This is a genomic window from Yinghuangia soli (assembly GCF_021502675.1).
GTDB lineage: Bacteria > Actinomycetota > Actinomycetes > Streptomycetales > Streptomycetaceae > Yinghuangia > Yinghuangia soli.
Genome location: NZ_JAKFHA010000003.1, coordinates 23145 through 41700, shown reverse-complemented (window position 1 = coordinate 41700; position 18556 = coordinate 23145). Strand labels below are relative to the sequence as shown.

Below are 18556 nucleotides of genomic sequence, written 5' to 3'. Positions count from 1 at the left end.
GTCGGCGCTCGGCCTCCCCACGCATCGCGATGACACGACGCGGGTTGTGCGTACGGGCGGTGGGGTGCCCTGCGGGTGCCGCGGGTTCAGGTTTCGACGGTCTTGCGGACGCGTACCCTCTCGGCATGTCGTCCGACGAAGTGGCTTCCCGTGATGCGTTCTTCGGGCTCTCGCCGATTCGCCGGCCTCGCCGTTTGCGGCTGCTGCCGACGCGGGTCTGGACTGCCGAGCAATGGCACCGCATCCAGCGGGGGCATATGGCCGAGTCGATGGAGGGGCATTGGTGCGCCTTTGCCGAGGGTGACCGGGTCTTCTTGCATCGCACGTGGACTGGATACGGCATCTACGAGGCCACGTTCGAGCCGTTCGAGGGCGGATTCCGGATTGCCGAGGCTGTGGTGGAGACCCACTGGCGGCGGTACGCGCCCGTGATCAGCCGGTACGCCGCGCAGCACTACAGCGTCCTGCTGGAAGGCGTGCTCGCCTCGATCGCGATGGAGGAGTGGCCCGCGGACCTCCAGCAACGCTCGGATGAAGTCCAGGCGTTGATGACCGGCGCGAATCGCCGGCGTTGGTGGCGGAGGAAGTAGTGGTGGCTATCCCGCTGTGCGCCCGGGGGAGAAGGGGCCGCCGGACGGCGACCAGGCCGCGGCGCGGGTGTGTTCGCGGGCGAGGGCTTCAGTGAGCGTGTCACCGTCGCCTTCGTCGTACAGGGCGAAGGTCGCGGCGAGCGCGGCGCACGGGACGGCCGCCGCGGCGGTGGCCTGGGCGAGGACGTAGGCGTCGAGGTCGCTGTGCGGGACGACCGCGTTGACCAGGCCGACCCGTAGGGCCTCGTCGGCGTTGACGCGTCGTCCGGTCGCGGACATCTCCTTCGCGAACCGCACGCCGACCGTGCGCGGCAGCAGCGCGGACAGACCCCATCGCGGCAATACGCCGAGGCGGGCATGTGTGTCGGCGAAGAACGCCTGTTCGGACGCGACGATCCAGTCGCAGCTCAGGGCGAGTTCGAGCCCGCCGGTGACGCAGGCCCCGCCGACCGCGCAGATGACCGGCTTCCGGACGGACCGCAGGGCAGCGCCCGGATTGGTGGCGGGCAGGCCAGGGCCGTACGCGGCGATCTCCTTGATGTCGGCACCCGCGCAGAAGACGCTGCCGGTCGCGCGGAGGACGACGGCGGAGACGGTGTCGTCTGCGTCGATGCCTGCGCAGAGGGCCTCGAGGTGCTGCCGCATGGCGAGCGTCAGGGCGTTCTTGGCGTCGGGACGGTTGATGGTGAGAGTGAGGACGCCGTCGCGGATGTCGGTGCGGAGGTGTTCGCGGACGTGGTCGTCGGGGGTGGGGGCGGGCGCGAGGGACATGCGGTCACCGCGTCCGGGGCGTGGTGGCGGTACCGAGGCGGCTGTTGTCCCAAGAGAGGAAGCCGCCGTCGGGGCGGAGGCGAAGGAGCGCGCGGGCTGCGTTGTACGCGCGCTGCGTCGCTTCGGGCATCTCGGCGCGGGGTGTGCGGAAGCCGGCGTACTTGGCCTCGAACAGGGCGTCGATGCGGGCCCAGTCGGGTTCGGTGACGTGTTCGGCGTGCGCGGTGAAGTGGACGGCTTGGAGCTCGGCCCACTTCAGCCCGGACTCGACGAGGAACGAGACGCGGTCGTCGCGGCGTACCCGGGTGAACTTATGGGTGGACGCTGAGCCGGAGACGTACACTGCCCGGTCTTCGACGACGAACCAGACGGGGAGGGCTACGGGGAAGCCGTCGCTGCGGAGGGAGGTGAGGATGCCGGTGTGGGAGGAGGCGAGGACGTCCCACGCCTCGTCCTCGGACAGCTGAACGCCCACGTGAACCGCCCTTCCGCGAACTGACGCCCCGTCAGGAGCGGATGTTACGCGGTGCGGGCGACGAGCGCCGACCAGGCTGCGGCCGGTATGCAGAGTTCCGGGCTCGCCGCGAGTTTGGAATCGCGGACTCGCACGCTTCGGGGAGCAACCGCGACTTCGAGGCAATTGCCGCCACCGGAGTCGCCAGGCGCGGAAGGATCGGGGCGCTCTCGGGCGCCTCCGCGATCGGGCGTCGCACCGCTCTGGTAGGCAAGTCCCCACACCCCCGGGCCACACACCCTCGAAGGAGCCGCTCCGCCATGGCAACGAACGGGAACGCGAACACATTCGGCGGCCTGCCTGTCGCTCGCCTGAACGACATCGCGAACCCGAACGCCACCTGGCTCGACAATGCTCGCGCCCCCGGTCCGCAGCCGCTGCCGGCCGCGGACAAGGCCGCGTGGTCGCTGCGGATCCCGCCGTACCGGGCAGCCGAGACCTTCCCTGAGCACTTCGCCCGCTTCGTCGCGACGGTCGACACGACGCAGGTGAGCGCACTGATCATCGGCTGCTGGGGGGAGAGCAGCGAGAGTTCGAAGGTCGTCGTGGACGAACTGGTCGCCCACGCCGAGCGGTTGCCCGCGCTGCGTCACCTGTTCTTCGGCGACATCTGGAGCGAGGAGAACGAGATCTCCTGGATCCAGCAGAGCAACGTCACGCCGCTGCTGCGGGTATTCCCCCGACTGGAGACCCTGATCATCAAGGGCGGCTCGATGCTCGTCCTCGAGCCCGTCGAGCACGCGGCGCTGCGGAGGTTGGAGTTCCAGAGCGGAGGGCTCCCGGACGACGTCGTGCGCGCTGTCGGTGCGTCGGTGTTCCCGGCTCTGGAATCGCTCGAAATGTGGCTCGGCGTCGAGGAGTACGGCGGCGACGCCACCATCGACGACCTGGGGGGCATCCTCGACGGGCGCGGCCTGCCGGCGCTCACCACGCTCGGCCTGATGAACAGCGAGATCCAGGACGAGATAGCCGCCGCCGTCGCCGCGGCCCCGATCGTCTCCCGCCTGCGGACGCTCGACCTGTCCATGGGCACACTCGGCGACGAGGGCGCCGAGGCCCTGCTCGCCGGGCAGCCGCTCACCCACCTCGAACAGCTCGTCGTGAGCCACCACTACATGACCGAGCGGATGTGCGACCGGCTGGCGGAAGCACTGCCCGGCATCGTCCTCGGCCTGGAGGACGTCGAGGAGGAGGACGAAGGGGACGAAGACGAGGTGTGGCGATACGTCGAGGTGTCCGAGTGACCGGGGTACCCATTACCCGCGCCCGGGTCGGGCTCGGACGCATGTACCTCGGACGCAGGTACTGAGCCTTGCGGCGAGTCGTGCGCGGCGTCGGGTGTCAGGTGTCGAGGGTCGGGTATCGGGCCGCCGGCGTCGACGGCCCGGCCCGTGCGCAGGGGAGATGCAAGCGGGCCAGCGGGTGCCCAGGACCGTCCCGCGGCCCGCGGATGGGTGTCTGGCAGGGTTGAGGCGTACGTCCGCCTGCTCCAGGAGCCGCTGTCCATGCCGAAGCCGTCCGATTCCTCGGCAGCCCCCACGTCCTTCGATTCCTCGGGGGCGCCGACGTCCTCGGCTGCGTCCGACGGGACCGCATCGCTCACCGTACGCCGGGTGCTGGCCAGCCGGCCGTACGTGGAGATCGGAGGGCCCTCTCTCGCGGTGCGCGACGACCGCTCCGGGCTGGTCGCGGTCGCCGGAGGGGGTTCGGGCCTGCAGTGGCCGGGGCGGGACGCGCCGGGCAACCGGAGCGGGTACCGGATCGGCGTGTACGGGCCGGACGGCCGCTGCCATCACCGGGTGCGTACGCGCTGGGCGGTCCAGGCGATGGCCGTCCACCCCGTCCTGCCGCTGCTCGCTATCGGCACGGGCGGCTGGTACCACGAGGGTGAGCTGCTGATCCTGGACCTCGAATCCGGCGCGGTGGCCGCGATGTTCGACGGTGCGCGCAGCGTCCCCGGGCTGCGCTGGCTCGACGCCCGCTCCCTCGAGGTGCGCCTGGCGACGGACGACGAGGAATCCGCCGCCGACCCCGACTTCACCGACCTGCGCGAGGTGCTGGAACGCGACGACTGGACGCAGGTCGGCGACGGCGAGGTGCCTGTGGCGGACCTTCCGTACGGCCCACCGGAATTCGTGCCGCTTGATCCGCCCGCCTCAAGCGCAGGCGAACTGACTCGTCTGCGCGCCGAGATCGACGCGGCGGGGCCGGTGCGCGGCGCGGTGTGGGCGGTCGAGGCGCTGCCCGACGGTGCGCTGCTGGCCACGCGCCATGGCACCAATGTGGAGTGCTGGGACCCGGACGGCACGCTTCGGTGGACGGTGCCCGGCGGTGACGGCGGCCGCGAACTGCTGCTCGCGCCGGACGGGGAGTCGGTCTGGGTCAACCTCACGACCCGCAAGGTCTGGGGATTCAGCGGCTGGGAGGACCTCCCGTACCCGGCCGACCGGATCGCGGTACGCGACGGTGCGGTGCTGGAGACGCTCGACCCTGGCTTCCCGTACGTCGCGACCATGCGGACCGACGGCTGGCTGGCGCTGCGGGACTGCCGGGTGTGGGTCGACGAACCGACGGAGACGGTGCTGGTCGCGCCGGACCGGGAAGGTCGGAGCGGCGCGGCGTCCCGGGTGGCAGCTCGTGTGCAGGTGGGCGAGTACAGCCTCTTCGCGCACCACTTCCCGGTGCGCCGGGCGCCCGAACTGCTGTTCCTGCAGGGCGAAGGCGAGCAGGGGACGCTCCGCAAGCGGGTCGTCGCGGTCGACCCGCCGGCGGTCGAAGGGGCAGCGGCGACCGTACGACGCCTCTTTGCGCTGGAGTGGGACGACGCTCGGGACGGGTCTCTGTCGGGCGGACCGGCCGTGTACGTCGAGGACGAGCGCGGCGGCGGGCTCGTCCACGCGGGGACCGTGTTCGAGGCGCAGGGGCGGTCGGTGGACAGTGCGTTCGTCGTACGGCGTGCGCTGCCGGACGGTGAACCCGCGTGGGTGTTCTGTGCGGACGCTGCGCCGGCGGCGATGGATATCGATGCCGAGGGCGGCACGGTCTACGTCGCGTTCGACTCGGGGGAGATCGTGGCCCTCGACGCGCGGGACGGCAGCGTACGCGCCCGCGGCGGCCTGCGGATCGACGGGTACCTCGCCGATCCGCTCTCCCTGGCCGTCGTCGGGCCTGGCCGTATCGCCGTCGGGATGGTCGACGGCCGCATCGCGGAGTGCAGCTTCTGATCTTCTGATCGCCATGCGGCCGAGGGTGTGCGTCAGCCGCAGCAGCCGCCCGACTTTGCGGGCGCGAGGTCGAGGCCGATCAGCTTGCCGGCCGTCGCAGGGACCGGGACGCCGCTGTCGGTGGCGGGCAGGCAGCAGGCCGAGCCTTCGTCCTTGGCCAGGTTGTCGGCGTCGGCCTTGACGACGTAGACCTCCCAGGGCTCCTGGCCGGGGCCGTGCACCCAGACCTTGTCCTGGACGGCGTAGCAACACGACGTGTCGTTCTCCTCCAGGGTGGCCAGGCCGGCCTCGGCGAGGCGGGTGGTCGCGGCGGTGACCTGGTCGGTCGACTCGACCTCGACGCCGAGGTGGTCCATGACCGTCGGCTCGCCGTCCTTGCCCTGGATGAGGACGAGCTTGAGCGGGGGCTCGGCGATGGCGAAGTTCGCGTACCCGTCGCGGAGCTTGGCCGGCTCGGTGCCGAACAGCTTGCTGTAGAACGCGATCGAGGCGTCGAGGTCGGCGACGCGCAGGGCGAGTTGGACGCGGGACATGGCGAGTACCTCCGGTGGTCGGTGTGGGTCGGGTCAGGTCGGGTCGGTCGTACGGTCGGTGCGCGGGGCGGACTAGAACGCGCCGTAGATGCCAGCGGTCTGGTTGCGGTCGCGCTGGGCGGTCGCCCGGCAGCGGTTGTCGCAGACCTGGCCGGCGGCCTCGTCGAAGGTGACCGCTCCCAGGCGGGCGGCGCGGCGGGCGGCGAGGGTCTCGCGGATGCGGCTGACGGCGCTGTTCATGGTGTCCACCCCTGAGTTCTTGTGCGTTCGGTGATCGCGACGCCGCTGTATTGACGTCTGTCGATATGGAAGACCTTGCCACCGACATAGACGGCTGTCAATATTGATGCATGTCGAATTTGAAGGTGCTTCCGATCCTGGAGGCGGACGCCGGGGATGGGGCGGTCCCGTGCTGCGCGCCGCTGTCGCGCGAGCCCCTGGGGGTCGAGGACTCCGAGCGGATCGCGGTGATGTTCAAGGCGCTCGGCGACCCGGTGCGCCTGCGGCTGTTCTCGCTGATCGCCTCGCACGAGGGCGGCGAGGCGTGCGTGTGCGACATCCAGGACGTCGGCGTCTCGCAGCCGACCGTGTCCCACCACCTGAAGAAGCTGCGGGACGCGGGGCTGGTGACGTCCGAGCGCCGTGGCACTTGGGTGTACTACAAGGTCGCTCCGCCGGTGGTCGCTGCGCTCGCGGGTGTGCTGGATCTGTCCTCGTGACGGGAAGGCCTGCGGCGGGTGCGGTTGGCTCGTCGGGTCCCGCCGGTCCGGTCGGTCCGTCCGGTCCGGTCGGTGCAGTCGACGTGCAGCCGGCACCCGGGGCCACGCCGCCGCGAGTGCCCCTCGCGCGGCGGGCTGCGGCGGAGTTCCTCGGGACGGGAGTCCTCGTCGCGGTGGTCGTCGGTTCTGGAATCCAGGCGACCGAGCTCTCGGACGACGTCGGTGTGCAACTGCTCGCGAACTCGCTGGCCACGGTCTTCGGCCTCGGCGTGCTGATCCTGGTGCTCGGTCCGGTCTCCGGCGCGCACTTCAACCCGGTGGTCACGCTCGCAGAGTGGTGGACTGCCCGGCGCGGAGGGCCCGGGGTGACGGCGCGTGAGGTCGCTGCGTACGTCCCGGCCCAGGTCGCGGGCGCGATCGGCGGCGCGGTGCTGGCGGACGCGATGTTCGGGCGGGCACTGGTCACGTGGTCGACGCACGACCGTTCGGCTGGGCATCTGCTGGTCGGCGAGGTCGTCGCCACGGCCGGGCTGGTGCTGGTGATCTTTGGACTCGCGCGTGCGGGACGGCTGGCGTACGCGCCTGTCGCGGTGGCGTCGTACATCGGGGCCGCGTACTGGTTCACGTCGTCGACCTCGTTCGCCAACCCGGCGGTCACGGTCGGACGGGCGTTCAGCGACACCTTCGCGGGCATCGAACCGGCGTCCGTGCCCGGGTTTGTGGCGATGCAGCTGATCGGCGGGGTCGTCGGTCTGGTTGTGGTCGCCCTCGTGTTCGGGCCTCGCGGCGACAGCTCGCCGTCCTGAACCCACTGAGTCTTTTGCGGAAGGAATCCCTGACTTCATGAACGACGCGACTGCCAAGCCGTCCGTGCTGTTCGTCTGCGTCCACAACGCGGGCCGCTCCCAGATGGCCGCCGGGTTCCTGCGGCATCTCGGCGCAGGACGCGTGGACGTACGGTCAGCGGGCTCGGTCCCCGGGGACCGGGTCAACCCGGTAGCCGTCCAGGCGATGGAGGAGGCCGGCATCGACATCGCCGGCCAGGCGCCGAAGGTGCTGACGGCCGATGCGGTCCAGGCGTCGGACGTGGTCATCACGATGGGCTGCGGGGACGCGTGTCCGATCTTCCCCGGGAAGCGGTACCTCGACTGGGCCCTCGACGACCCGGCCGGGCAGGGGATCGAGGCGGTACGGCCGATCCGGGACGAGATCGAGCGGCGGGTCCGGGTGCTGCTGGGGGAACTGCTGGGCGGCGGGGCGGAGAACTGAGGTTCGAGGGCTGACGTCCGAGGGCTGACGTCCGAGGGGTGAAACCCGAAGGGTGAAGTCCGAGGGCTGAGGGGCGAGGGCTGAAGTCGGGGGCTGAAGACCGAGAGCGGGGCGAAGGCCTTCCGTCCGACATATTCATCGACTATCGTCGATTGACGATGAATGCTGACGCTGCCCGCGCGCAGTCGCAACCGGAAGTCGGGCCGAACGGGCCGGCGAAGACGCTCGACGCGGACACGGCCGCGACGTACGCCTCGTGGTTCAAGGCCCTGGCCGACCCGACGCGCGTCCGGCTCGTGAACCTGCTCGCGGTCGAACGCCGCCCCATGAGCGTCGGCGAGATCGTCGAACGCTCCGAGGTCGGCCAGTCGACGGTGTCGCACCACCTCAAGCTGCTCGCCGAAGTGCGGTTCGTGCTGGCCGAGAAGCGCGGCACGTCGACGTACTACCGCGTGAACGAGAACTGCCTGTCCTGCTTCCCGAGCGCCGCCGACGCGGTCATGGGCCATCCGGCTCCCGACCCGGCGGCCGTCCCCTGCGAGGAGTCGTGATGACCGACGAGAGCATTGCCGCAACGAGTCCCGCTGCAACGAGTCCCACCGCGACGGGCCCCGCCGCCACCAGCGCTGCGGCTGACGCTGTGGTTCGCGTACGGGACCGCTACGCCGCAGCCGCGACCCGTGCCGCTGCCGGGCAGACGCTCGTGGACCCGTGCGAGACAACGGTGTTCGGGGCCGGGCTCTACGACGGGACCGACGCCGCAGCGTCGCTCGCAGTACTCCCGGCTGGTGTCGCGGAAGCCAGTCTGGGCTGCGGGAACCCGCTCGCGGTGGTGGACCTGCGCGAGGGAGAGACGGTCCTCGATCTGGGCTCCGGCGGTGGTATCGACGTGCTGCTCTCGGCGCGTCGAGTGGGTCCCGCGGGGCGCGCGATCGGTCTGGATATGACCGACGAGATGCTGGACTTGGCTCGTCGTCATGCGGCTGAGGCCGGGGTGGCCAATGCCGCCTTCCTCAAGGGCCGCATCGAGGACATCCCGCTGCCCGATGCGTCCGTCGATGTCGTGATCTCGAACTGCGTGATCACGCTGTCGACCGACAAGCCGGCCGTGTTCCGCGAGATCGCCCGCGTCCTGCGCCCCGGCGGACGCCTCGGAGTGAGCGACCTCGTGGCGGACGCCGTGGCGACGCGCACCCAGGACGTGGACCCCACCGGCTGCGGGGTCACTGCCGTGACCGCCGACGAGTACCGGGTGATGCTGGCGGAAGCCGGGCTGGACGGGATCAGCGTCACGCCGACGCACGAGGCCGGGCCGGGACTGAGCGCGGCGATCGTGCGGGCTCGGCGTCCGGAGGTGTGAGCCTTGCCATGACGTCGCCACGTCGCGGATGCGGCCCTGATGCGCTTGCCGGACCGTCTCGTCGGCGTCGGACGGATCTGCTGCACCACGCCGACTTGCGGGGGCAGCCGGAAGGTCACCAGTCGCGGACCTCGTCCGCGCCGTCGATGAGCGCTGCGCGGGCTGCCGCCAGGTCCTTGCCGGTGAGGGTCTGCGCTTCGTTCACGAGGGTGTCGAGGGCGTCGAAGAGTTCGTCGCGTTCGACGGTCTCGATGAAGGACGTGCGGCGGGTCATCGCGTTGAAGGCGGCGGCGTAGTCGCGTCCGATCTGCGTGATGGCGCTGAAGTCCTCGCCGGTGGCGACTTCGACGGCCTTGGTGACCTCGGCGGGGTTGCTGACGGCGGTGACTCCGGCGACCTCGCCGGCCCCGGCGCCCCCGGTGACCTCGGCGAGGAAGGCCTTGCGGGTGGCCTTGTACTGCGCGACGGCCTTGCGGTACGCCGTGCGCGGGATGTGCTCGGAGCCGTCCCAGTGGCGCAGCGGATTGCCTGCGTTCTCCGCTACCCATTCGGGCTTTCGGGAGCCGCGAACGTCGACGCATACCCCGTGCGGGATCTCCGGGCGCCACGCCTTGCGCATCGCGACGGCGTACTCGGCCGGGATGTTGTAGAGGAACAGGTCCTCCAGCTCGGGCAGGTTCCGCGGCAGGGCGCAGTCGGACGCCGCCATGCCGAACAGCTCCCGGATCCACAGCCGCTGCAGTTTCGGCAGCTCGTTCAGCGCCGCGGCCGAGGTGAGGGTCCCGAAGGTGCCGGACAGCTCCAGGCGTGTCAGGTCCGGGTAGTCGGCCACCAGGCGTGCGCAGTCGAGCTCGGTGACGCCGTGGACGTCGAGGTGCCGGATGCCGGGATCCGGCACCCGTGCGGCCAGTTCGTCGGCCGAACAGGTCAGCGCGTACGGGGCGGTCCAGGACTCGCGGTTGCCCGCGTCCCAGTACCGCTGCATCGCGAGCTGATCGCCGCACCGCCAGGAGGAGTAGGCCGGCGAGGGCTCGGGCACGAGCACGGGCAGTGAACCGATGACGGTGTAGCTCCGTGGCAGGTCCCAGCTGAGGTTGCTGTACGAGAGGTTGCCGTTCCAGCTGTGGTGAGTGAGCCGGAGCGGCTGCACGTCGCCTAGATCGGCCGCGGTGGAAGGCCGGGGACCCGACCAGTCCAGCTCGACCACGGCCGCGCGCTTCTCGGTGGCGTCGACGCCGGTGATCTGCGCGGCGGTCCACTCGCCGAGGGCTTCGGAGTAGACCGCGACGACGTCGCCGGCGGCGATCGGGCGGGACGGTCGGGCTGGTGACATGCCGGGGACGCTAGCGAGCTGCGCTGACAGGGGCTGGAGCCTGCCGGGCCGGTCCCTCGGCCGGCCTGGTGCGTTGGCCGGTACGGTGCCTCGTTCGGCCTGGTGCTCCTGATCGGCCCGGCGTCCCCGAGGGGCCCCAGGTCCCGTTGGCTCGCGGCGCTCGTCGGCTCGGAAACGGCTCGATGGAGGGTCCTCGCCCGGTTCGGTCGCCGGGCGTGACAGGATTCTCCTCATGTCCAGCAACGTTTATTTCGACATCACCATCGACGACGCCCCGGCGGGCCGGATCGTCTTCAAGCTGTACGACGACGTCGTCCCCAAGACGGCGCAGAACTTCCGCGAGCTGGCCACCGGCCAGCACGGCTTCGGGTACGAGGGCTCGCCCTTCCACCGCGTCATCCCGGCGTTCATGCTCCAGGGCGGCGACTTCACCCGCGGCAACGGCACCGGCGGCAAGAGCATCTACGGCGAGAAGTTCGCGGACGAGAACTTCGAGCTGAAGCACGACCGCCCGTTCCTGCTGTCGATGGCGAACGCCGGCCGCAACACCAACGGCTCGCAGTTCTTCATCACCACGGTCGTCACCCCGTGGCTCGACGGAAAGCACGTCGTCTTCGGCGAGGTCGTCCAGGGCCAGGAACTGGTCACCCAGATCGAGGGCCTCGGCTCGCAGTCCGGCGCCACCAAGGGCAAGATCGTCGTCGCCGGCTCCGGCGTCGTCGCCTGACCCGCACCCTGAATCCCGCATTGTGATCCCGCGGCGGGCGGGTCGGAGCGGGTGCGGGCAACTGCCTGCACCGGGCGCTCCGGCCTGCCCGCCGCGGCGTTTTTCGTGTCGGAGCGCGGCTGCCCAGCGGGCGGGTCGGGGGCTTTCGACTGTGTCCACCCGTGCCGTGGGTGACGTTGCCCGTGAGCATCGGCTCCGACCCGGCTCTGTGGTGCCTCGCCGGGCGTCAGGTCGGTAGGTCGAAGAGCGGGACGTCCATCGATGGCGGCGGTGGGACCAGCACGTTGCCGAGGTTCCGGAGTCCTCGGAGCCATGTTCGTGCGTCGGCTTCGGTGACCCAGTTCGAGGCAGGGCCGGTTTCGTCGTCGGCGATGCCTTCGAGGGCTTCGGCGGCGAGCTCTCGAAGCTCGACAGCGAATGCGGGCATCGGTTCGTCGGGGCCGCAGATCGGGTCGACGGGCTGTCCGCCTGGGCATTGTGCGGCGATGAGCGCGGCAGCGGCGACGGCCTGTTCTGCCTCGATGAGGTAGTCATGGGCCCTGATGACGCGGGTGAGGACGCCCCGGACGATGGCCTCGCGCTCCTCTGAGCGGCTTTCGTCGAGCAAGAGGGAAAAGTCCGCGGCCGTGTCGTTGTCGAATGGGCCGGTGCCTCAAGTGCCCATGTCTTCTCCTGCATCGGTTGGCCTTGGGCGGTGATCATGGCAGGACCGGCGGACATGTCGGCCCCTGTGCCAGGAGGAGACGCTTGCGCTTGGCACGCTGCGGCGCTTTCGAGGGGACGGGCGTACCGGGGGCTTGGTGGCTGAGAGTGGTGAGGAGGCTGAAGTTCCTTACGTCCCCTGATCCTTGAGTGGCAGGATCAGGGCGTGACCGGTGACATGTTGTCGGCCTGTTCCCGTGCCCGCGGTCTGTGGGAGCGGATGGCGGCTGCGCCGGTCGCGTTTCCGGTCGGTGGCGGTGTCATGATCGTGGTTTCGAGCGATTCGCAGCTGTGTCCGGGGTCGTCCGGTTGGGTGACGCCGCGATCGTCACGGTTCCGGACGCGGACCATGCGCGCTTCTTGCGCCGGGCGCTGGCTTCGGTTCCAGTGGAATCGGTGGTCAGGGTGGACGCGCTCCAGGCGATCCTGCCGGTGGCCGAGGTGCTTGGCCCGGCTGTCTTGGGATACGTGTCGAGGCAGGACTTTCGCCCGATGCCGGGGAGCGCGGCGGTGACTCTGCTCTCGCCGGCCCACGAGGATCTTCGCGCGCTGGCGGATTCGGTGGGACGGGCAGACGCGGACGAGAGCGGCATCGACGAGATCGACTCGCCCGTGTTCGCGGTGTGCGACGGTCCGGAGGTCGTGGCTGCGGCCGGGTACCAGACCTGGTCGGCGGACACCGCGCACATGTGCGTGCTGACCGCTGCGCGGTGCCGCGGGCGTGGTCTGGCGAGGCAGGTGGCCTCCGCGGCGGTGGCCCACGCGCTGGATGCCGACCTGCTGCCCCAATGGCGGGCTCGACCCGAGTCGTCCAGGAGAGTGGCGGCCGCGCTCGGTTTCCGCGAGCTGGGTGGCCAGTTGAGTTTCCGACTGCGTCCGACCGAGTGACCGCCCTGGATTCGGGGCCGGCGGCCGGGCAGGACGCCGGCGCGGCCCGCGAGAACGTCTTAAGAGTCGGCGTGCCCAACAAGTCGCGTCCTACGAGGGCGAGAGGGCGGACCGCGATCCCTCAGCGACCGGTGTCCCCGGCCGTCATGGTTCGGCAACTACCGATCAAGAAAAGGGAGTTGGACAATCATCTCCGGATGTGCCATCTGCGCCTCCGGAGCGGGAGCCTGCTGTGCATCAAAGACTGGCCGTCGTCTCTGCGGTCGCCGGAATCGTCGCCGCATTGGTCGCCGTGCTCACTTTTGCGCGTGCATGCTCGTCGGGCGACAGCGGCGTGGTGCGGGGTGCCGAGGCAGGCTCGTCGGTGCCGACAATAGCGACTACCAGTTCGTCGGCCCCCGGACCCACCGAGCAGCCGGCACCGGCGCCGACCCGTACGCAGGCTCCGGTGCCGACGACCGCCTCGGCGTCCGGCCCGCCTACGACCAAGTCCCGGTCCACGCCCTCCGCGCGACCCTCGGCTCTCCCGCGGAGCATCGTCGTCACCCGGATGAACTGGTCCCGCCGAACGCGGCCGTGCTGACCATCTCCGGCGCAGGGTTCACCCCGGGTATCCGCGTCCGCATCAGCCTGTTCGACCGGGCACTGTGCCCGCTCGCCGAGTCGGGAGGCCTGAAGGACGTCTCGGTGGGGGCGGACGGGACGTTCCGCGATGTCCGGTTGAGCGTCAAGACCGCAGACCGCCGGCCCGGCACCGTGTACGTGATAGTCAGCGAGCTCGAACCCCGGGGCATGCTGCAGCCTTTGGAGTGTGCCAGGCAGCCCATTCGTATCGCGGACGCCTGACGACCGGCTTGGGGACGCGCGCGGTGCGGGGCCATGCGCGCCCGGAGGCGAGGCGTCGTCTAGCGCTCGTCGAGTTTGGCCAGGACGATCCCGCCGATGATCAGCAGGCCGCCGATCGTCTGGAACGCGTTCGGGACCTGGTCGATCAGCAGCCAGGCGAAGCCCACGCTGGCGACGACCTCCAACAGGCCGGCGAACGACGCGACCCGGGAGCCGAGCATGCGGCTCGCCACTGTGCCTGCCGCGTAGGCGAGGGCGGCGGTCACCAGGCCGAGGACGAGGATCGGCACCCACCACGGCACCGTCCCGATCGCGTACTCCGCCTGCTGGGTGGAGGTGTGCATCGGGAGCAGGCCGACGGCGGCGAGAGTGCCCAGCGCAATCGTGCCGACCGCGAGGCCGGAGCCGGCGAGGGCGATCGGCGGCAGGCCGTTGCCGGTGTCGGCGGCGACGAGGAAGTACGCGGTGGCACCGATCATCGCCGCGAACGCCCAGGCCACGCCGGCCCAGGCCAGGTCGGCGCCGGACAGCAGATCGAGGGCGAACACGAGGCCGAGTGCGGCGAGTCCGGCGCCGGCGAGGGTGAGCGGGCTGGGCGTGCGGCCGTGGCGTACCCAGAGCCAGACGATGACTGCTGCGGGAGCGGTGTACTCGATGAGCAGAGCTGGGGCGACGTCCATGTGCGCGACCGCGGAGAAGTAGCAGAACTGCGCACCGGCGACGCCCAGTAGGCCGTACACCAGCACGGTGCGGGCCTGGGTGCGTAGTTGCCGCCACCGGCCGCGGAGCGCGGCGATCGCGAACGGTGCCATCGCGAGTGCACCGACGCCAGTGCGGGCGAGGACGATCGCCCCCGGGCTCCAGCCGTTGTCCAGCAGACCGCGGGCCAGCGACCCCGACATCCCGAACGCCGTCGCGGCGACGACGGCGAGGACCAGGCCCCACTGCTGGCCTCCGCGGGTCTTGGCGGCGCCGACGGTGCCGGGCGCAGCGGGCGCGCCGGGTGCATCCAGTGCACCGGGTGCTCCGGACGCGGTCGGCGTCGTCGCGGGTGCCGCAGGTGCGTTCGGGGGCAGCGAAGCGCCTGATGCGACGGGAGTCCGCGCTATGTCATCGGCAAGATGCGTCATAGAACATGACGCTACTGAGGCCCGGTGTAATATGTCAAAATGCTTTTTGCACATGACGTCGAGATTTCGCTGCGTGCCGCCGTGGCCCTCGCCAACAGCGCCGAGGCGCCTGACACGTTCACCACCGTCCAGGACGTCGACGCCTGGTACGTCGAACACGGCTACACCGGCCGCCGCGACGGGGACGTGGCTGAACTCGACGAACTGCGTGCGCTCCGGCCCGCGTTGCGCGAACTCCTGACCGCGGACCGCGACACCGCGGCGGCGCTCGTCAACGAGATGCTCCTCGACGCCCGCGCCCTGCCCCAGCTCGTCCGGCACGACGACCTGGACTGGCACCTGCACGCCGTCCCGTCGGAGGCCCCGCTCGCCGTCCGCGTCGCCGTCGAGACCGCGATGGCGGTCATCGACCTCGTACGCGCCGACGAGATGTCGCGCTTGACGGTCTGCACCGACGCCACCTGCGAGGGCGTCGTACTCGACCTCACCCGCAACCGCTCGCGCCGCTACTGCAGCACCACATGCGCCAACCGCAACGCGGTCGCCGCCTACCGAGCCCGCCAGGCGGAACCGCGTACCTGAAGGCCAGTGCGGGAATCCGCATCGTCGTGCGGGGCTCTGACTCAGGTTCCGTGGTTCGTCCGAGTGGCCTGTCGTTGCGCGCGGCCGCCGGTCCAGCCCACCGGGCCGTGTTCGTGGCGCAGGTGGTCGGTCAGGCTGTCGCGGAGCAAGGTGATCCATTCGGTCCACGACGCGCAGTAGGCCGTGTGCAGTTCGCCGGCGAAGAACCGTGCCAGGGAGTCGTCGTCGGTGAACACGGCGAGGGCTTCGGCGCATTGGGCGACCAACTGCGGGAATCGCCATGAGCACATCAGCTGCCGGTGGTGGTCCGCGACCATCGCAGCGACCAGGTCGGCGTCCTCGGCATCCGGGTGGGCTGCCAGCGGGTGGTCGTAGGCGATGCCGTCTTGTCCGAAATAGATCGTCATCGTCTGATGCAGGCCGGCGAACCGTTGCGCAAGTTCCCAGGCGCTGGGGCCCATGGCTGGAGGGATCCGCGTAGCGCTCGTGCGCATGAACGGCTCCAGCAGCAGGAACATGCCCCCGTAGGGGAAAGCCGGGTCGATGGGGTCGTGCACGCGGTCTCCCTCGGACACGCGATCTCCCTCGGAACCGTGCGCGGGCTGAGGCGGGACGTGCGAGGCCTGCCATGTCCGTCGCCCGTGCCGTGCGTGGACATCCGGCACGAGGAGTGCTCCGTACGCTCATTCGAGCACGGTGCCCGCCAGGCGCGCACCCGGGGGCGCGAATACCACCGAACACCCGGCGCGATCCGGCCTGTCGCCCACCGACCGCGCCGGGCCGACAACAGCACAAAGGGGGGACCATCCATGACGGCGTGGGGTTGTGAGCGATCTGCTCCAGCCCTGGGACGTGGGGTGCAGGACGAATTCCATCGGGTGTAGCCCGTTGAAGTGACGGTGCTGATCACTGGCTTGCGCGACCGGTTTGGTGGGTGCGGCGTGATGGGGTGGTGTTCCCGCCCCTTCGGGGGTACTGGTGTTGGCGCTGGTTGCCGGGTGGGTGCAAGGGTGTCGTGATGTTGATCGCGATGGCGGGGCTCCCCGGGGCAGGTAAGAGCACGGTTGCCAAGGCGCTGGGGCGGGAGTTGATGGTGCCGGTCGTGTCCGTGGACCCGATCGAGGCGGCGATGTGGCGTGCGGGTGTGGATCGTGGCCAGCCAACCGGTCTCGCTGCTTATTTCGTGGCCGAGGCGGTGGCAGCCGAAGCTCTCGGTCTGGGGCAAACGGTCGTTGTCGATGCCGTCAACGCCGTGGAAGAGGCGCGGGAGCATTGGCGGTCCCTGGCTGACCGCTATGGGGTGCCGCTGGTGTTCATCGAGGTGGAGTGCTCGGACCCGGCGGTGCATCGGCAGCGACTGGAGTCGCGGTCCAGAGGGATCGAGGGCTTCTGCGAGCCGACCTGGGAAGACGTCGAAGAGCGCCGGGAAGTGTTCGCTGCATGGTCTGATTCCGATGCCCGGCTGGTGCTGGACTCGGCGATCGACCTGTCGTCGAACGTGGCAGCCGCCCTTCGGTTCCTGCGGACGGGGTGCTGACGCGGCGCCTGCTTCTCCGGATCACGCGGTGAGTGTGTAGTCCTGCCGGTCCGGAACAGGGTGGACGCGTTCGTGTTCGCGCCGGGTGTGCCGGCGCCAGTACGGGTCGAGGTCTCGGGTGGCGGTGCTGGCGCGGAGGCGGAGGACAGCCACCCGGCCAGTGATTTCCCAGCTCAACCCGTCCCTGCAGAGGATCTGCACCCGATTCCATCTGGGCGATGCGGACTTGCGTTCGGTCCGGGAGGCATGAGGTGCGGACTGTCGGCAGGTTCCCGGCGGGATGATGGCGCGGGTCGCCGGCGAGGGGGCTTGATGAGTGGTCGGTTCGTGGTGGTGCTGGATTTGGACGACACCCTGGTGCCGGAACGGGCGGCGGCGCGGGTGGCCGTGGGGCGAACGTTGGCGGCGGTGGGTGCAGGCGACTCCAGCGGCCGTGCAGCGGGTGTTCGACGTTGCGCGGGTGCGGTGGCGGGCCAGGCCGTACGACGAGCTGCTGCGGGAGTTGGGGGTCAGTTCATGGGAGGGCCTGTGGGCGGACTTGGAGGGAGTGCGGTTCCTGAGGGGGCGATCGCCTGGGGGATGGGGTTTCGTGCGTCGGTGTGGGCGGAGGCGACGGCAGGGTCGGCGGATGGTGAGGACGCGGCTCGCTTGTTCGTACGGCATCGCCGGGAACTCGTACGGCCGTTCCCTGGCGTAGGGGCCGCCTTGGAGCGGTTGGCGTACGGGCACGAGCTTTGTGTCGCCACGAACGGCGCATCGCGCTTGCAGCGGCTCAAGCTGCGGCTGAGCGGCCTGGAGGACTGCTTCGCCCGGGTGTTCGTATCCGGCGAGGTGGGCGTGGCCAAGCCGGGGGACGGGTTCTTCGCGCCACTCGTCGAAGCTCTTGGGGACGAGCGGTCGGTCTGCATGCTGGTCGGCGACAGCTTGCGGGCCGACATCCGGCCGGCGATCGTCCGGGGGTGGCCTGCGGTACATGTGTGCGGTGACGGAGAGGTATGTGCGGGCGGCGGCGGGCTGCGGGGGATGGCTCGGGCGGCGTGGGAGGGGACGCTTCTGGAACCGGAGGGGCGGCCTGGGGTGGTGGCGCATCGGGCGAGTGCCGGCGACGTTGTGCTGACGTGCGCGCACGGCTGATGCTTCGCGGGGCGGGGCGGGGCGGGGCGGAGTGGAGCGACGCGAGGGCGCGGGGCAGGGCGGTGGTCAGCGGGTGTCGAGGCGGTACGCAGCGCGCGGCAGTCGGTAGACGACGCTTGCGCGGAGCGGGCCCGGCGGGACGGACGGGTCGTCGAAGTCGTCGGCCGGGTCGTACGTCATGCCAAGGCGTCGCATGACCGCCTGGGAGCGCGTGTTCATGGCGGTGGTGAGGGCGAGGATCTCGGGGAGGCCGAGGGTGTCGAACCCGTACGCGAGGACCGCGTGGGCGGCCTCGGTGGCGTAGCCGTGGCCCCATGCGCCGCGGGCCAGCCGCCAGCCGGCCTCGATGCCGGTGAAGGGCAGGCCGTCCTCGACCGGATCCAGCCCGGCGAAGCCCGCGAACTCGCCGGTGGCGGCCACCTCGACGGCCCACCAGCCCCAGCCGCGGGAGTCGAGCGCTTCCTGGAAGCGGTCGATCGACGCGTCGCTCTGCGCGGTGGTCAGCGGTTCGCCGAGGTGCTCGCGGACCTCGGGGTCGGCATTCATCGCCGCCCAGGGCGCACGGTCGGCCTCGCGCCAGGAACGGAGGAGGAGGCGTTCGGTGCGCAGGTCGGGCATGGCGCCAACCTAGCGGATGGGTGTGCGGTCGGGCGCCGCTGGGACGGATGGTTGTCGGGCGCTGGCGGTGCGCAGGGGT

The 18556-nt window shown here is 70.7% G+C and carries 24 protein-coding genes and 1 pseudogene; 14 read left to right on the top strand and 11 right to left on the bottom strand.

Annotated features, from left to right (window positions below):
* Positions 1–125: 125 nt before the first annotated feature.
* Positions 126–590: a hypothetical protein gene (locus tag LZ495_RS07120; protein WP_235051142.1), complete on the top strand. Its 465-nt coding sequence runs from the start codon at positions 126–128 to the stop codon at positions 588–590.
* A 6-nt stretch (positions 591–596) separates the two neighbouring features.
* Here the strand turns inward: LZ495_RS07120 and LZ495_RS07115 are convergent, their stop codons facing one another.
* From LZ495_RS07115 to LZ495_RS44710, 3 genes are read right to left on the bottom strand one after another with little or no spacing between them, the layout of a single operon-like run.
* A complete protein-coding gene (locus LZ495_RS07115) occupies positions 597–1361 on the bottom strand; it encodes an enoyl-CoA hydratase-related protein (RefSeq protein WP_235051141.1) in 765 nt (254 codons plus the stop codon).
* Positions 1362–1365: 4 nt separating this feature from the next.
* A complete protein-coding gene (locus LZ495_RS07110; RefSeq protein WP_235051140.1) occupies positions 1366–1836 on the bottom strand; it encodes a pyridoxamine 5'-phosphate oxidase family protein in 471 nt (156 codons plus the stop codon).
* Positions 1837–1880: 44 nt separating this feature from the next.
* Entirely contained in the window at positions 1881–2099 is a 219-nt protein-coding gene (locus LZ495_RS44710) for a DUF397 domain-containing protein (protein ID WP_308267698.1), read from the bottom strand.
* A 36-nt stretch (positions 2100–2135) separates the two neighbouring features.
* On the opposite strand from LZ495_RS44710, the gene LZ495_RS07100 reads away from it, so the two are divergent.
* Positions 2136–3119: an STM4015 family protein gene (locus tag LZ495_RS07100; RefSeq protein ID WP_235051137.1), complete on the top strand. Its 984-nt coding sequence runs from the start codon at positions 2136–2138 to the stop codon at positions 3117–3119.
* 210 nt (positions 3120–3329) lie between these two features.
* Complete coding sequence (locus LZ495_RS07095; RefSeq protein WP_235051136.1) at positions 3330–5099, top strand: PQQ-like beta-propeller repeat protein; 1770 nt, start codon at positions 3330–3332, stop codon at positions 5097–5099.
* 32 nt (positions 5100–5131) lie between these two features.
* Here LZ495_RS07095 and LZ495_RS07090 read toward each other — a convergent pair whose 3' ends face one another.
* The gene (locus LZ495_RS07090; RefSeq protein ID WP_235051135.1) at positions 5132–5632 is read right to left on the bottom strand and encodes an ArsI/CadI family heavy metal resistance metalloenzyme; all 501 of its coding nucleotides are present in this window, start codon (positions 5630–5632) and stop codon (positions 5132–5134) included.
* A 72-nt stretch (positions 5633–5704) separates the two neighbouring features.
* A complete protein-coding gene (locus LZ495_RS07085; protein ID WP_235051134.1) occupies positions 5705–5872 on the bottom strand; it encodes a hypothetical protein in 168 nt (55 codons plus the stop codon).
* A gap of 110 nt (positions 5873–5982) precedes the next feature.
* On the opposite strand from LZ495_RS07085, the gene LZ495_RS07080 reads away from it, so the two are divergent.
* The 5 genes from LZ495_RS07080 to LZ495_RS07060 all read left to right on the top strand — a co-directional run bounded on the left by LZ495_RS07080 (position 5983) and on the right by LZ495_RS07060 (position 8980).
* A complete protein-coding gene (locus LZ495_RS07080; RefSeq protein WP_235051133.1) occupies positions 5983–6351 on the top strand; it encodes an ArsR/SmtB family transcription factor in 369 nt (122 codons plus the stop codon).
* On the top strand, positions 6348–7157 hold the full coding sequence (locus LZ495_RS07075; protein WP_372498537.1) for an aquaporin: 810 nt from the start codon (positions 6348–6350) through the stop codon (positions 7155–7157). The genes LZ495_RS07080 and LZ495_RS07075 overlap by 4 nt, the downstream gene beginning before the upstream one ends.
* Before the next feature lie 37 nt (positions 7158–7194).
* Complete coding sequence (locus LZ495_RS07070; RefSeq protein ID WP_235051131.1) at positions 7195–7620, top strand: arsenate reductase ArsC; 426 nt, start codon at positions 7195–7197, stop codon at positions 7618–7620.
* Between the two features lie 158 nt (positions 7621–7778).
* Entirely contained in the window at positions 7779–8171 is a 393-nt protein-coding gene (locus LZ495_RS07065) for an ArsR/SmtB family transcription factor (RefSeq protein WP_235051130.1), read from the top strand.
* Complete coding sequence (locus LZ495_RS07060) at positions 8171–8980, top strand: methyltransferase domain-containing protein (protein ID WP_235051129.1); 810 nt, start codon at positions 8171–8173, stop codon at positions 8978–8980. The genes LZ495_RS07065 and LZ495_RS07060 overlap by 1 nt, the downstream gene beginning before the upstream one ends.
* A 115-nt stretch (positions 8981–9095) precedes the next feature.
* On the opposite strand, the gene LZ495_RS07055 is transcribed toward LZ495_RS07060, so the two are convergent.
* A complete protein-coding gene (locus LZ495_RS07055; RefSeq protein WP_235051128.1) occupies positions 9096–10313 on the bottom strand; it encodes a hypothetical protein in 1218 nt (405 codons plus the stop codon).
* 232 nt (positions 10314–10545) lie between these two features.
* Here LZ495_RS07055 and LZ495_RS07050 point away from each other — a divergent pair, with 232 nt between their 5' ends.
* A complete protein-coding gene (locus LZ495_RS07050; protein ID WP_235051127.1) occupies positions 10546–11040 on the top strand; it encodes a peptidylprolyl isomerase in 495 nt (164 codons plus the stop codon).
* 226 nt (positions 11041–11266) lie between these two features.
* Here LZ495_RS07050 and LZ495_RS07045 read toward each other — a convergent pair.
* A pseudogene (locus LZ495_RS07045) lies at positions 11267–11680 on the bottom strand (DUF4259 domain-containing protein); the annotation flags it as partial.
* Between the two features lie 371 nt (positions 11681–12051).
* Between LZ495_RS07045 and LZ495_RS07040 the strand changes: the two are divergent.
* Both LZ495_RS07040 and LZ495_RS07035 read left to right on the top strand, forming a co-directional pair.
* A complete protein-coding gene (locus tag LZ495_RS07040) occupies positions 12052–12630 on the top strand; it encodes a GNAT family N-acetyltransferase (RefSeq protein WP_308267696.1) in 579 nt (192 codons plus the stop codon).
* Positions 12631–12942: 312 nt separating this feature from the next.
* Positions 12943–13476: a hypothetical protein gene (locus LZ495_RS07035; RefSeq protein WP_235051125.1), complete on the top strand. Its 534-nt coding sequence runs from the start codon at positions 12943–12945 to the stop codon at positions 13474–13476.
* A gap of 59 nt (positions 13477–13535) precedes the next feature.
* Here LZ495_RS07035 and LZ495_RS07030 read toward each other — a convergent pair whose 3' ends face one another.
* Positions 13536–14606 carry an EamA family transporter gene (locus tag LZ495_RS07030; RefSeq protein WP_235051124.1) on the bottom strand — a complete coding sequence of 357 codons (1071 nt, stop codon included), beginning with the start codon at positions 14604–14606 and terminating at the stop codon, positions 13536–13538.
* A 39-nt stretch (positions 14607–14645) separates the two neighbouring features.
* On the opposite strand from LZ495_RS07030, the gene LZ495_RS07025 reads away from it, so the two are divergent.
* On the top strand, positions 14646–15188 hold the full coding sequence (locus LZ495_RS07025) for a CGNR zinc finger domain-containing protein (protein WP_235051123.1): 543 nt from the start codon (positions 14646–14648) through the stop codon (positions 15186–15188).
* A 41-nt stretch (positions 15189–15229) separates the two neighbouring features.
* Here the strand turns inward: LZ495_RS07025 and LZ495_RS07020 are convergent, their stop codons facing one another.
* A complete protein-coding gene (locus tag LZ495_RS07020) occupies positions 15230–15763 on the bottom strand; it encodes a hypothetical protein (RefSeq protein ID WP_235051122.1) in 534 nt (177 codons plus the stop codon).
* Positions 15764–16206: 443 nt separating this feature from the next.
* On the opposite strand from LZ495_RS07020, the gene LZ495_RS07015 reads away from it, so the two are divergent.
* Positions 16207–16725: a P-loop nucleotide/nucleoside kinase family protein gene (locus LZ495_RS07015; protein ID WP_235051121.1), complete on the top strand. Its 519-nt coding sequence runs from the start codon at positions 16207–16209 to the stop codon at positions 16723–16725.
* A 21-nt stretch (positions 16726–16746) separates the two neighbouring features.
* Here LZ495_RS07015 and LZ495_RS43845 read toward each other — a convergent pair whose 3' ends face one another.
* A complete protein-coding gene (locus tag LZ495_RS43845; RefSeq protein ID WP_268822472.1) occupies positions 16747–16878 on the bottom strand; it encodes a hypothetical protein in 132 nt (43 codons plus the stop codon).
* A gap of 93 nt (positions 16879–16971) precedes the next feature.
* On the opposite strand from LZ495_RS43845, the gene LZ495_RS07010 reads away from it, so the two are divergent.
* A complete protein-coding gene (locus LZ495_RS07010; RefSeq protein ID WP_308267693.1) occupies positions 16972–17859 on the top strand; it encodes an HAD family hydrolase in 888 nt (295 codons plus the stop codon).
* A 66-nt stretch (positions 17860–17925) separates the two neighbouring features.
* On the opposite strand, the gene LZ495_RS07005 is transcribed toward LZ495_RS07010, so the two are convergent.
* On the bottom strand, positions 17926–18477 hold the full coding sequence (locus tag LZ495_RS07005; protein ID WP_235051119.1) for a GNAT family N-acetyltransferase: 552 nt from the start codon (positions 18475–18477) through the stop codon (positions 17926–17928).
* Positions 18478–18556 lie beyond the last annotated feature (79 nt).